12 protein-coding genes are annotated in these 12,428 nt (G+C 70.1%); 7 read left to right on the top strand and 5 right to left on the bottom strand.

Annotated elements, in window-relative coordinates:
* Nucleotides 1–187: 187 nt before the first annotated feature.
* Nucleotides 188–928, top strand: coding sequence for a pteridine reductase (locus AB5T46_RS12165; RefSeq protein ID WP_370564233.1), 741 nt, complete (start codon nucleotides 188–190; stop codon nucleotides 926–928).
* A 247-nt stretch (nucleotides 929–1,175) separates the two neighbouring features.
* Here the strand turns inward: AB5T46_RS12165 and AB5T46_RS12160 are convergent, their stop codons facing one another.
* The 5 genes from AB5T46_RS12160 to tsaD form a co-directional block, all read right to left on the bottom strand.
* Entirely contained in the window at nucleotides 1,176–2,006 is an 831-nt protein-coding gene (locus tag AB5T46_RS12160; protein WP_370564232.1) for a DUF6159 family protein, read from the bottom strand.
* 359 nt (nucleotides 2,007–2,365) lie between these two features.
* On the bottom strand, nucleotides 2,366–2,848 hold the full coding sequence (folK, locus tag AB5T46_RS12155) for a 2-amino-4-hydroxy-6-hydroxymethyldihydropteridine diphosphokinase (protein ID WP_370564231.1): 483 nt from the start codon (nucleotides 2,846–2,848) through the stop codon (nucleotides 2,366–2,368).
* Between the two features lies 1 nt (nucleotide 2,849).
* Nucleotides 2,850–4,118, bottom strand: a complete 1,269-nt coding sequence (locus AB5T46_RS12150; RefSeq protein WP_370564230.1) for a mechanosensitive ion channel family protein — start codon at nucleotides 4,116–4,118, stop codon at nucleotides 2,850–2,852.
* Nucleotides 4,119–4,156: 38 nt separating this feature from the next.
* Entirely contained in the window at nucleotides 4,157–4,513 is a 357-nt protein-coding gene (gene folB, locus AB5T46_RS12145) for a dihydroneopterin aldolase (protein ID WP_370564229.1), read from the bottom strand.
* 60 nt (nucleotides 4,514–4,573) lie between these two features.
* Nucleotides 4,574–5,656 (bottom strand): tRNA (adenosine(37)-N6)-threonylcarbamoyltransferase complex transferase subunit TsaD, encoded by a 1,083-nt coding sequence (gene tsaD / locus AB5T46_RS12140; RefSeq protein WP_370564228.1) that lies wholly within the window; start codon nucleotides 5,654–5,656, stop codon nucleotides 4,574–4,576.
* Between the two features lie 134 nt (nucleotides 5,657–5,790).
* On the opposite strand from tsaD, the gene rpsU reads away from it, so the two are divergent.
* From rpsU to AB5T46_RS12110, 6 genes are all read left to right on the top strand, one after another.
* Entirely contained in the window at nucleotides 5,791–6,006 is a 216-nt protein-coding gene (gene rpsU / locus AB5T46_RS12135) for a 30S ribosomal protein S21 (RefSeq protein ID WP_111267721.1), read from the top strand.
* Nucleotides 6,007–6,205: 199 nt separating this feature from the next.
* On the top strand, nucleotides 6,206–6,667 hold the full coding sequence (locus tag AB5T46_RS12130; protein ID WP_370564227.1) for a GatB/YqeY domain-containing protein: 462 nt from the start codon (nucleotides 6,206–6,208) through the stop codon (nucleotides 6,665–6,667).
* 9 nt (nucleotides 6,668–6,676) lie between these two features.
* A complete protein-coding gene (locus AB5T46_RS12125; RefSeq protein WP_459558941.1) occupies nucleotides 6,677–7,186 on the top strand; it encodes a GNAT family N-acetyltransferase in 510 nt (169 codons plus the stop codon).
* A 185-nt stretch (nucleotides 7,187–7,371) separates the two neighbouring features.
* Nucleotides 7,372–8,289 (top strand): YihY/virulence factor BrkB family protein, encoded by a 918-nt coding sequence (locus AB5T46_RS12120; protein ID WP_370564225.1) that lies wholly within the window; start codon nucleotides 7,372–7,374, stop codon nucleotides 8,287–8,289.
* A 33-nt stretch (nucleotides 8,290–8,322) separates the two neighbouring features.
* A complete protein-coding gene (gene dnaG / locus AB5T46_RS12115; protein WP_370564224.1) occupies nucleotides 8,323–10,068 on the top strand; it encodes a DNA primase in 1,746 nt (581 codons plus the stop codon).
* A 304-nt stretch (nucleotides 10,069–10,372) separates the two neighbouring features.
* Complete coding sequence (locus AB5T46_RS12110; RefSeq protein WP_370564223.1) at nucleotides 10,373–12,382, top strand: S9 family peptidase; 2,010 nt, start codon at nucleotides 10,373–10,375, stop codon at nucleotides 12,380–12,382.
* The last annotated feature ends 46 nt before the right edge of the window (nucleotides 12,383–12,428 follow it).

The raw sequence follows: 12,428 nt of genomic DNA, 5'->3' as shown, positions 1-12,428 counted from the left end.
TGGCCTTCAGGGTGGCCTTCAACCAAGCGAGTATCGGGGAGCGACTTGAAGGCCACCCCGCCCGAAGGCGCGACTGCACGACCGACAGGGACATTCTCCGGCACTGTAGGCATCGGTACCCGGCACGCGGCGACGGTCCACGCGAATGACGTTATCGTGTCCGCAACATCGCCGACACGGATCCGCCATGGCAGACCGCCGCCCCGTCGCCCTCGTCACCGGCGCCGCACGCCGTCTCGGCGCTGCCATCGCACGCCGGCTGCATGCCGACGGCTACGACCTCGCCCTGCACTATCGCAGCTCGCAGGCCGAGCTCGGCGCGCTGGTCGCCGAACTCGAGTCCGCGCGCCCGGGCAGCACCCTGGTACTGCAGGCGGAACTGGGCGAATTCGACCGCCTGCCGGAAATGATCGCCGCCACCGTCGGCCGCTTCGGCCGCCTCGACGCGCTGGTCAACAACGCCTCGGCCTATTTCGCCACACCGCTCGGGAAGGCGACGCCGGCGCAGTGGGACATGCTGTTCGCCAGCAACGCGCGCGCGCCGTTCTTCCTCGCCCAGGCGGCGGCGCCGCACCTGAAGGCGACGCGTGGCGCGATCGTCAACATGACCGACATCTACGCCGAACGGCCGCGCCCCGGGCACGCGCTGTATTGCATGGCCAAGGCCGCGCTGGCGATGGCGACCAAGGCGCTGGCGCTGGAACTGGCGCCGGACGTTCGGGTGAACGCGGTCGCCCCCGGCGCGATCCTGTGGGGCGACGACGAGACCGACGAAGCCCGCAAGCAGCGGATGCTGGCGCGCACGCCGCTGGCGCGCACCGGCACGCCCGAGGAGATCGCCGGCACCGTGGCCTGGCTGCTGCGCGATGCCGGCTACGTCACCGGCCAGGTGATCGCCGTCGACGGCGGGCGCCTGATCTCCGGGTAACCGCGCCAGGCAGATCTCTCCGATGCGGCGAAGTCAGGCCCGTCGCCACGGGCGGTGTGAATGATGCGCCGGTGAGGCCGTAGAGCGGAGCTTGCTCCGCTGCTCTCGGCTCCGGAGCCTACTAGCCGAGCAAGCTCGGCTCTACAAGGCTCGGCTCCGGAGCCCATGCAGCCGAGCAAGCTCGGCTCTACGAGACTCGGCTCCGGAGCCCGCGCAGCCGAGCAAGCTCGGCTCTACGCGAAGGCGATCAACGCTTGTCGAACGCGTGCTCGAGCTGCAGGCCGCGGAACGCCTCGGGCGCGTCGTGCGAGACCGCGTAGCGGTACAGCACCGCCGAGTACACGCCGCTCAGCGCCGCCTGGAACACCCCCAGCAGCAGCACCGCGACCAGGAACAGCCCGCCCACCAGGATCGCCAGGCCCAGCCAGGCCTGCAGTGCCAGCACCGTCAGGGCGATGCCGAGCAGCACGGTGCCGAACGTGATCAGCCCGAACGCCGCGCCGATGCCGATGTTGCCGATCGCGTTCTCGCCCCAGGTGCGCTTGAGCAGCGACATGCTCTGCTTCAACGCATCGATCGGCCCGACGTCGCGGCTGACCAGCACCGGCACCACCAGGAAGGTCGCCAGGGTCCAGGCCGCGCCCAGGCCGCTGCCGATCAGGCGCACGATGAAGTTGCCGTCGCGGTTCTTCAGCGACTGCAGCAGCACGCCGACGGTGGCGGCGATCGCGGCATAGCCGAGGATCGCCGGCAACCGCCGCTTGGCGGCATCGAAGCCGTCGGACAGCGTGGGATCGCCGCCGTCCAGGCGGATCATCGCCGCCGCCACCAGCGCGCTGTTGCAGAAGATCATCACGCTGTACTGGCAGAAATAGAACAGGAAGCCGAACACCACCGAACCGGCGCCGAACCCTTCCGCGAACACCCCGAGCAGCGACATCGGGATCAGGAACGTGGCCAGGACCACCAGGGTGGCGGCCCCGGAGATGACCGGAAACAGCATCAGCTCCTTGTCGGAGCGCAGCACTGCCGCGCTGGCCTTGACCAGCGCCCAGCTGCGCGAAAATTTCTCGAACATGCGTACACCTCCCCGTGGACGACAGACACATCCTGCCGCCACCGGATGACGGCCACAAGCGCCGGAAGTCACTGGACGCCGGCACCGCGGCCGCTGTGACCGCCATTGCGACTATCTCCTCCAATCGGTGGGAGCGCGCCATGTGCGCGATGCCGCGCCAAGCAGCCTTCTCCGTTGCGGCGAGACAAGGCCCGTCGCCACGGGCGGTACCAATCAATAGCCAAGCCCATCCCGATGGACCAACACGTCACCCGATGGCTTGAGGTGTGGGCTATTCATTGGCGACAGCCGTGGCGACGGCCCGTTTCTCATCGCGGCGAAAGGGCTGCCTGGCGCGGCATCGCGCGCATGGCGCGCTCCTACAGGGCGACCGGCGTCATCGGCGTGTCGCGCTCGGGCGATCCGGCCCACAGCTCGGCCAGGGTGCGCCGGCTCAGCGGCTCGACGATCTCCGGCGCGATCTCGGCCAGCGGCCGCAGCACGAAGGCGTGGCGCAGCTCCGGCCGCGGCAGTCGTAAATGGCCCGGACCATCCAGCACCAGGTCGTCGTAGAGCACCAGGTCGAGGTCCAGCGTGCGGTCGCCGAAGCGCGGGCCGCTGCGGTCGCGGCCGTGCGCGTCCTCCAGCGCGTGCAGCCAGGCATCGAGCGCATACGCGTCCAGGTCGCTGTCGATCACCGCCGCGGCGTTGAGGAAATCGGCGCCGTCGAAGCCGACCGCGCGGGCGCGGTAGATTCGCGACACGAGCGCGCCGGGAAACCTGGCTTCCAGCGCGGCGATCGCCGCCCGCAGGTGCCGTTCCGGTTCGAGATTGCCGCCCAGGCTCAGGCAGGCACGGCCCACCTCAGGCGACGTCCGGCTGCGTGCCGTGCCCTTGCCGCCGTGCCAGCGCCGCAGCCACGTCGGCGCCACCCGGCGCCTGGAACAGCCGCAGGCCGAACTCGGGCAGCACCGCCAGCAGATGGTCGAAGATGTCCGACTGGATGCCCTCGTACACGGTCCATGCGGTGGTTGCGGTGAAGCAGTACACCTGCAGCGGAACGCCGGTGGCGCCCGGCTCGAGCTGGCGCACCATCAGGGTCATGTCCTGGCGGACCTGCGGGTGTGCGCGCAGGTAGGCCTCCACGTAGGCGCGGAAGGTGCCGAGATTGGTCACCCGGCGGGTGTTGACCGGATCCTTGCCGGCGGCCTCCAGCTGCGCGTTCCATTCCTCCAGCTCGCGGCGCTTGGCGTCGAGATAGCCGTCGATCAGCGCGATCCGGCGCAGCGCGTCGCGCTCGGCGGGTTCCAGGAACCGCACCGACGACTGGTCGATCAGCAGCGCGCGCTTGATCCGGCGCCCGCCAGACTCCTCCATGCCGCGCCAGTTCTTGAACGACTCGCTGATCAGCCGGTAGGTCGGGATGGTGGTGATGGTCTTGTCCCAGTTCTGCACCTTCACCGTGTTGAGCGCGATGTCGATCACGTCGCCGTCGGCGTCCAACGCCGGCATCTCGATCCAGTCGCCCACGCGCAGCATGTCGTTGCCCGACAGCTGCACGCTGGCCACCAGCGAGAGGATGGTGTCCTTGAACACCAGCAGCAGCACCGCGGTCATCGCGCCGAGGCCGGACAGCAGGATCAGCGGCGAACGGTCGATCAGCGCGGCGATCGCCAGTACCGCGGCGATCAGGAACACCACCAGCTTGGCGACCTGCAGGTAACCCTTGATCGGCCGCGCGCGCGCGCGCGCGGCGTCGCGGGCGTACAGGTCGCCAAGCGCGTTGAACAGGTTGCCGAGCGCCAACGCCACCGTCAGCACCACATAGGCGCGGGCGACGTTGCGCACCACCAGCACCGCCGCCTCCGGCAGGTCGGGCACGAGGGCGATGCCGGACGAGATCACCAGCGCCGGGACCACGTGCGCCAGCCGCGACAGCACGCCGCGCGCCAGCAGCGCGTCGTCCCAGTGCATCGACGAGGCCTGCACCACGCGGCGCACGATCCGCAGCAATACCCCGCGAACGATCCAGTTGGCGAGCGCGGCGCCGAGGATCAGGGCCAGCAGGCCGAGCAGGGTATCGGCGTAGGGCACGCCCGCCAGGGCGGGAATGGCATCGATCAGACGTTGCATGCGGACAGGTTAACAGGGCACCGTGACACGCCGCATCGTCAATCCGCGCGGCCGCGCTCGATGATCACGCCGACCGCACGTGCCCCGCGCACCGCGCCGGGCTTGCTCAGCTTCAACCGCAGCCAGTCGACGCCGAACTCGTCGAGCACGATCTGCGCGCAGCGTTCGGCCAGCGTCTCCACCAGCCCGAATTCGGACTGCGACACGTACTCGATCAGGCGCTTGCTGACCGCCTTGTAGTTCAGGGTGTCGGCGATGTCGTCGCTGGCCGCCGGAACGCGGTTGTCGAATCCCATCTCGAGGTCGAACAGCAGCGGCTGGCGGATGCGCCGCTCCCAGTCGTAGATGCCGATGACGGTCTCGATTTCGAGCGCTTCTATGAAGACTTTGTCCATGAGGGCCGGGAATCGGGAATCGGGAATGGGGAATGGTAAGAGCAAAGGCAGGAGCGCGTTTTACGATTCCCGATTTCCCATTCCCGATTCCCGGCCTGCCGCCGCCAGCGGCGGCAGGCTCGCCATGTCCCAGCGCGGCAGCGCCCGCACCGTCGCGTCGTCGCGCTGGCCGGCGGCGAGCCGCAGGGCGCCGGCGAAGGCGATCATGGCGCCGTTGTCGGTGCACAGTTCGGGCCGCGGGAAGCAGACGCGGCCGCCGCGGGCGGCCGCCATCGCCTGCAGGCGCGCGCGCAGGCGGCGGTTGGCGCCGACGCCGCCGGCGACCACCAGCACCTCGCCGGCGGCCGCGTCCAGCGCGCGCTCGCACTTGATCGCCAGGGTCTCGACCACCGCGTCCTCGAAGCCGCGCGCGATGTCGGCCCGCGTCCGTTCGCTCTGGTCGCTGTCCCGCCAGGCCAGCAGCACCTGGGTCTTGAGCCCGCTGAAGCTGAAATCCAGCCCGGGCCGGTTGGTCATCGGCCGCGGGAAGCGGTACGCGCCCGGTTGGCCCTGCTCCGCCAGCGCCGCCAGCTGCGGACCCCCCGGATACGGCAGGCCCATCAGCTTGGCGGTCTTGTCGAAGGCCTCGCCGGCGGCATCGTCCAGGGTCTCGCCGAGCAGGCGGTAGCGGCCGATGGCCTCGACCGCGACCAGCTGGGTGTGGCCGCCGGAGACCAGCAGCGCCACGAACGGCGGCTCGGGCCGGCCGTGAACGGGATCGGGGTCCTCGATCAGCGGCGCCAGCAGGTGGCCTTCCATGTGGTGCACGCCGAGCGCGGGCACGTCCAGCGCCCAGGCCAGCGACCGCGCCACCCCGGCGCCGACCAGCAGCGCGCCGGCCAGGCCGGGGCCGGCGGTGTAGGCGACGCCGTCGATGTCGGCGACCGCCAGCCCGGCCTCGGCCAGGGTCTGGCGGATCAGCGGCAGCAGCTTGCGGACGTGGTCGCGGCTGGCCAGCTCCGGCACCACCCCGCCGTATTCGGCGTGCAGGGCGATCTGACTGTAGACCGCCTGCGCGCGCAGCCCGGCCGCGCCCGCCAGCGCCGTGTCGTAGACGGCGACGCCGGTCTCGTCGCAGGAGGTTTCGATGCCGAGGACGCGCATGGGGCGGAGAATGGGGATCCGAGGACGGGAATTCACCCGCGACGCCCGCCGTGGCTTGCGGGCACGGGGCCACGGCGGCTATCATACGCGGCTCGCCGTGCCCTGCCCGGCGGAGATACCGTCCCGGAGATTCCATGCCAAGCGTCAAAGTTCGCGAAAACGAGCCGTTCGAGTTTGCCCTCCGCCGCTTCAAGCGCACCTGCGAGAAGGCCGGCGTGCTGGCCGAAACGCGCAAGCGCGAGTACTACGAGAAGCCGACCCAGGAGCGCAAGCGCAAGGCCGCGGCCGCCGTCAAGCGCCAGGCCCGCCGCGCCTCGCGCGACGTCACCAAGCGTCAGCGCCTGTACTGAGTCCCGCCCCGCGCCGAACGCGCGGAGCGACCGTACTCCAGCGAGAAGCCGGCACGCGCGAGCGTCGCCGGCTTTTTGTGTTGGGGCGGGGATTGGAGATTCGTGATTGGGGATTCGTTAGAGCAATCTCCCCGAAACCGAAAAGTCACCCCGCCTTTGCCAATCCCGAATCCCCAATCCCCAATCCCGGCTCTTACCCATGACCCTGAAGCAGACCCTCACCGACGACATGAAGGCCGCGATGAAGTCCGGCGACAAGGCCTCGCTCGGCGTGATCCGGCTGATCAACGCCGCGATCAAGCAGAAGGAAGTCGACGAGCGCATCGAGCTCGACGATGCCGCGGTGATCGCGGTGATGGACAAGATGGTCAAGCAGCGCAGGGATTCGGTGGCGCAGTACGAGGCCGCCGATCGCGAGGACCTGGCAGCGGTGGAGCGCGCCGAGATCGCGGTGATCGAGCGCTACCTTCCGGCGAAGCTGGACGAGGCCGCGATCCTGGCGGCGATCGATGACGCCATCCGCGAATTGTCCGATGAGAACGGCGGCGCCCCCGGCCCGGCCGACATGGGCCGGCTGATGGGCGCGCTGAAGCCGAAGCTGGCCGGGCGGGCCGACATGGGCGAGGTCTCGCGGCTGGCGAAGCAGAAACTCGCCGGCTGACGCGCGGCGATGTCCGTGTCCGCGCCTTCCGGCATCGTGCTGCGCGCCGCAACGCGCGCGGACGTGCCGCAGATCCTCGCCTTCATCCGCGAACTGGGCGAGTACGAGCGCCTGGCGCACGAGGTGGTCGCCGACGAGGCGACCCTGGCCGAGAGCCTGTTCGGCGCGCGTCCCGGCGCGGAGGTGGTGATCGCCGAGGTCGATGGCGCGCCCGCCGGCTTCGCGCTGTTCTTCCACAATTTCTCCACATTCCTCGGCCGTCCCGGGCTGTATCTCGAGGATCTCTACGTCCGCCCCGGCTTCCGCGGCTACGGCATCGGCCGGCGGCTGATGACGCACCTGGCGAAGCTCGCGCTCGAACGCGGCTGCGGTCGCTTCGAGTGGTCGGTGCTGGACTGGAACGCACCGGCGATCCGCTTCTACCGCGCACTCGGCGCGGTGGGCATGGACGGCTGGACCGTCCAGCGCGTCGACGGCGAAGCGCTGCACCGGCTCGCCACGGGCGATTCCACGCTGTAGCACGCGCCACGCCGGTTCCGCATGCGTCACGGTGGCCCAGCCCATGTGGGAGTGGCAGCGGCATGCCGCTGCCGGGAAGTCGCGACGCCCGTGACAGCATGCGCCGCTCCCATGCCGGTGCCGTACATGCCAACGGGCTGGACACGGTCACGCATCGCCAACGCCGCTCTGGCATGCTGAATGCCATGCACCCGTCGCTCGACCCGTTCCAACCCCTGGTGCGCAAGCTCCAGGACAGCCTGCCGGCCGCGGTGGTACGGCGCTTCGTCGAGATCGACCTGCTCGCCCATGCGGCGTCGCTGTCGTTCTTCACCCTGATCTCGCTGGCGCCGCTGCTGGTGCTGCTGCTGTGGCTGACCTCGCTGCTCTATCCCTCGGCGCAGGAGGCGCTGCTCGCACAGGTCGGCGAGCTTGCCGGCACCAGCGCCGAGAAGGTCGTGGGCACGGTCATCGACAATGCGCGGCAGCGGCCCGACCTGGGTTCGCTGGCCGGGCTGTGGGGCACGCTGCTGCTGCTGCTCGGCGCGACCGTGGTGTTCGCCCGGCTGCAGAAGACGCTGAACCTGATCTTCCATACCAACGCCAGGCGCCTGGCGCTGCTGGCCTGGCTGCGCAAGCGGATCTTCTCGTTCGGCGTGGTGCTCGCGCTGGGCTTCCTGGTGCTGGTCTCGACCCTGCTGTCCACGGTGCTGGATCTACTCTTCTCCGGCGTGCCGTCGCTGCTGCCGGCGCTCGGCAACGCCAGCGCATTCGCGCTGTACGCGCTCGCCTTCGCCCTGCTCTACCACTACCTGCCGGACCGCCGCGTCGGCTGGCGCCGGGCGCTGCTCGGCGGCCTGATCACCGCCGGGCTGTTCGTGCTCGGCCGCTGGGGGATCGGCCTGTACATCAGCCGCGCCGCGCCCGGCAGCGCCTACGGCTCGATGGGCACGCTGGTGGTGCTGCTGGTATGGATGTACTACGCGGCGATGGTGTTCTTCGTCGGCGCGCTGATCACCTCCGTGATCGACGATCGCGCGCACGAGCGTGCCGATTCCGCGGCCGGCAGCCGCGACCAGGCCCCGGAGCCCGATGCGGTGCCGCCGGGACCACGAACGCCGTAATCGCGGGCAGCGGCGTGGCATCCTAGCGCAGCCATGGCCCGCATCCCCGACGCGTTCATCGATGACCTGCTCGCCCGCACCGACATCGTCGAGGTGATCGGCGCGCGCGTGCCGCTCAAGCGCCAGGGCAAGGAATACGCCGCCTGCTGCCCGTTCCATGACGAGCGCTCGCCCTCGTTCACGGTCTCGCCGACCAAGCAGTTCTATCACTGCTTCGGCTGCGGTGCGCACGGCAGCGCGATCAGCTTCCTGATGAACTACGACCGCATGGAGTTCCTCGATGCGGTCGAGGAACTGGCGCGCAGCACCGGCATGGAGATACCGCGCGAGACGCAGCAGCGCAACCAGGACGGCGACACCCAGGCGCTGTTCAACGCGCTGGATGCCGCCGCCGGTTTCTTCCGCAAGCAGCTGGCCGCCAACGCCAAGGCGCGCGCCTACCTGGACGGACGCGGCGTCGACGACGCCCTGCGCGAGCAGTTCGGGATCGGCTACGCCCCGGACGGATTCTCCGCCCTGAAGGATGCGCTCGGCAGCGACGAGCGCCGGCTCGGGCTGCTCGAGCGTGCCGGGCTGCTGTCGAAGAACGACCGCGGCCACAGCTACGACAAGTTCCGTGACCGGGTGATGTTCCCGATCGCCGACCGCCGCGGCCGCACCATCGCTTTTGGTGGCCGCGTGCTGGACAAGTCCGACGGCCCCAAGTACCTCAACTCGCCCGAGACCGCGCTGTTCCACAAGGGCCGCGAACTGTATGGCCTGTGGCAGGTGCGGCAGGCCAACCAGAAGATCGCGCGACTGATCGTGGTGGAAGGCTACATGGACGTGATCGCGCTGTTCCAGCACGGCATCGCCCAGGCGGTGGCCACGCTCGGCACCGCGACCACGCCCGACCACGCCGAGCTGCTGTTCCGCAATGCGCCGGACGTGTATTTCTGCTTCGACGGCGACGCCGCGGGCCGCCGCGCCGCCACCCGCGCGATGGAGTCGGTGCTGCCGCGCATGCGCGACGGCCGCCAGGCGTTCTTCCTGTTCCTGCCGGACGGCGAGGATCCCGATTCGCTGGTGCGCGCCGAGGGCGCCGCCGGCATCGACGCGCGCCTGCGCGAGGCGGTGCCGCTGTCGCGGTTCCTGTTCGACAGCCTCGGCGCCGACGTCAACCTCGGCACGCTGGACGGCAAGGCGCGACTGGCCGAACGCGCCCAGCCGATGCTGGCGCAGATCCCCGACGGCGCCTTCGCCGACCTGATGCGCCAGCGGCTGACCGAACTCACCGGCGTCGGCGCCCGCGGCAGCGCGCCGCAGACGCACGTGCCCACGCATCGCGTGCGCCGTGGCGCATCCATGGTGCCCGCGCCCAAGCGCAGCCTGGTGCGGGCCGCCATCAGCCTGCTGCTGCAGCGTCCGGCGCTGGCGCTGGAACTGCCCGACTCCTACCGCTTCACCGCGTTGCGCCAGCCCGGCATCACCCTGTTGACCGAGCTGATCGCACTGGTGCACGCGCGCCCGGGGATCACCACCGGCTCGCTGCTGGAGCATTTCGAGGAACGCGAGGAAGCCGAGGCGCTGCAGAAGCTCGCCGCCCAGTCGATGCCGGGCGAGGAGGCCGGCTGGCGCGACGAATTCGTCGGCGCGATCGCCCAGCTCGACCGCCAGACCCTGCAGCAGCGCATCGACGAACTGCAGACCCGCGTGAGCGAGGGCGGCTTCTCCTCCCTCACCGACCAGGAGAAGGCCGAATTGCGCGACCTGCAGCAGGCGCCCGGCAAGCGCATCTGATCCGATCCCGCGAGCGGCCATCCGCGTTTCCTCCAGGAGCGCGCCACGGTTCGCGATGCCGCGCCAGGCAGCCTTCTCCGTTACGACGAGACAAGGCCCGTCGCCATGGGCGGTGCCAATCAATAGCCAAGCTCTTCACGATGGACCAACACCTCACCCGTTGGCTCGAGGTGCGAGCTATTCACTGACACCGCCCGTGGCGACGGCCCATGCTTCACTGCGGCGGAAAGGGTTGCCTGGCGCGGCATCGCGCGCATGCCTTTCTTCGCGCTAAGCTCGCGTTTCCGACATTAGGGGAATGCCGATGCCACGCACCGCCCTCCTGGCCCCGATCCTTGCCCTGGCTTGCGTGCCTGCGCTCGCCCAGACCGGCGACGCATCCTCGCAGGCCGTCGTTCGCGAGGAACGCGGCAACCGCGTCACCGAGAACGTGCCGGAGATCCCGGCCGAGCTGCTGCAACGCCTCAACCGGTACCAGAACACCCGCGGCGCGAGCGTCGCCGGCTGGACCCGCGACGGCTGCCTGCTGGTCGGCACCCGTTTCGCCGAGACCACCCAGGCACACCGGGTGTGCGAGCCGCTGGGCATGCGCGAGCAGCTGACCTTCGAGGCGGAGCGCATCGGCATCGGCGACACCGCGCCGGCGGGCTCGGGGCTCGACGGCTTCGTCTACAGCAAGGACGTCGGCGGCGACGAGTTCTGGCAGCTGTTCTGGTACGACCTGGCGACGCGCGAGAGCACATTGCTGACCGACGGCAAGCGCAGCCGCAACGAGGAGCCGCTGTTCTCGCACGATGGCGGGCGGCTCGCCTACAGCAGCACCGCGCGCAACGGCACCGATACCGACGTCTGGGTGATGGATTTCGCCTCCCGGCAGGCGCGCCCGGTGGTCACCGAGGGCGGCAACTGGGGCGCAGAGGACTTCTCGCCCGACGGCGGCCGCATGCTGGTCACCCGGTACGTCTCGATCAATGAGTGGTATCCCGGCGAGGTCGACCTGGCCAGCGGCGAGCTGCGAATGTTCCCGGTCGACGGCGGCAAGGCCGGATTCGGCGGCTTCCGCTATGCGCCGGACGGCGACGGCGTGTTCTACGTCTCCGACGAGCCGATCGACGGCGAGCCGCAGGAGTTCCGCACATTGCGCTACCACGCGCCCGGCAGCGGCGCGCCGAAGATCCTCAGCGGCCATATCCCGTGGGACGTGAGCGGTTTCGAGGTCTCCGACGACGGGCGCCACCTGGTCTACGCCACCAACGAGGACGGCATCGCCCGGTTGCACCTGCTGCGCCTGCCCGGGCTGACGCCGGCCGCGCTGCCGGAACTGCCGGTCGGCGTGTTCGGCGGCGCCAGCTTCTCGCCCGACGGCCGGCGCCTGGCGCTGACCCTCAACACCGCCACCTCGCCCAGCGACGTCTACGTGATCGACCTGGCGGGCGGCGGGCTCGCACGCTGGACCCGCAGCGAGGTCGGCGGCCTGGACAGCGACGCCTTCGTCGCGCCGACGCTGATCCGCTATCCCACCTTCGACGCCGTCGACGGCCGGCCGCGCACCATCCCCGCGTTCTACTACACGCCGAAGGCGCCGGCGCCTGGCGGAAAGTACCCGGTGGTCGTCAGCATCCACGGCGGCCCGGAAGGCCAGGCGCTGCCGACCTTCAACCCGACCTTCCAGTTCCTCGCCAACGAGCTCGGCGTGGCGGTGCTGGTGCCCAACGTGCGCGGCTCCTCCGGCTACGGCAAGACCTACCTGCAGCTCGACAACGGCATGCGGCGCGAGGACTCGGTGAAGGACATCGGCGCGCTGCTGGACTGGATCGCGCAGCAGCCGGAGCTCGACGGCGAGCGTGTCGGCGTGTACGGCGGCAGCTACGGCGGCTACATGGTGCTGGCCTCGCTGATGCACTACAGCGACCGCATCCGCGCCGGCATCGACATCGTCGGCATCTCGCACTTCGGCACGTTCCTGAAGAACACCGAGGACTACCGCCGCGACCTGCGCCGGGCCGAGTACGGCGACGAGCGCGATCCGGAAATGGCGGCGCACTTCGAGCGGATCTCGCCGCTGAGCAACGCCGGCCGCATCGCCGCGCCGCTGTTCGTCGCCCAGGGCCGCAACGACCCGCGGGTGCCGTATACCGAGGCCGAGCAGATCGTCGAGGCGGTGCGGAACAACGGCCAGCCGGTGTGGTTCCTGATGTTCGACGACGAGGGCCACGGCTTCGCGAAGAAGTCCAACAGCGACTACTTCGGCGCCGCGGCGGTGCTGTTCTGGCAGCGGTTCCTGCTCGACCACGGGACGGGCGCGACGGATTGACCATCCCGCCGCCGACGTCGCAGGCCGCACTTCCGACCGGCGTACA

It is taken from the genome of Luteimonas salinilitoris, from assembly GCF_041300785.1.
Taxonomy (GTDB): domain Bacteria; phylum Pseudomonadota; class Gammaproteobacteria; order Xanthomonadales; family Xanthomonadaceae; genus Luteimonas; species Luteimonas salinilitoris.
This window is presented reverse-complemented; position numbering and strand designations above follow the sequence as displayed.

Excerpts from the sequence above, each read along its gene's own strand:
- AB5T46_RS12165 (WP_370564233.1), top strand. The coding sequence starts at position 188 with ATGGCAGACCGCCGCCCCGTCGCCCTCGTCACCGGCGCCGCACGCCGT.
- AB5T46_RS12160 (WP_370564232.1), bottom strand. The coding sequence starts at position 2,006 with ATGTTCGAGAAATTTTCGCGCAGCTGGGCGCTGGTCAAGGCCAGCGCG.
- AB5T46_RS12150 (WP_370564230.1), bottom strand. The coding sequence starts at position 4,118 with ATGCAACGTCTGATCGATGCCATTCCCGCCCTGGCGGGCGTGCCCTAC.
- folB (WP_370564229.1), bottom strand. The coding sequence starts at position 4,513 with ATGGACAAAGTCTTCATAGAAGCGCTCGAAATCGAGACCGTCATCGGC.
- tsaD (WP_370564228.1), bottom strand. The coding sequence starts at position 5,656 with ATGCGCGTCCTCGGCATCGAAACCTCCTGCGACGAGACCGGCGTCGCC.
- rpsU (WP_111267721.1), top strand. The coding sequence starts at position 5,791 with ATGCCAAGCGTCAAAGTTCGCGAAAACGAGCCGTTCGAGTTTGCCCTC.
- AB5T46_RS12130 (WP_370564227.1), top strand. The coding sequence starts at position 6,206 with ATGACCCTGAAGCAGACCCTCACCGACGACATGAAGGCCGCGATGAAG.
- AB5T46_RS12125 (WP_459558941.1), top strand. The coding sequence starts at position 6,677 with ATGTCCGTGTCCGCGCCTTCCGGCATCGTGCTGCGCGCCGCAACGCGC.
- AB5T46_RS12120 (WP_370564225.1), top strand. The coding sequence starts at position 7,372 with ATGCACCCGTCGCTCGACCCGTTCCAACCCCTGGTGCGCAAGCTCCAG.
- dnaG (WP_370564224.1), top strand. The coding sequence starts at position 8,323 with ATGGCCCGCATCCCCGACGCGTTCATCGATGACCTGCTCGCCCGCACC.
- AB5T46_RS12110 (WP_370564223.1), top strand. The coding sequence starts at position 10,373 with ATGCCACGCACCGCCCTCCTGGCCCCGATCCTTGCCCTGGCTTGCGTG.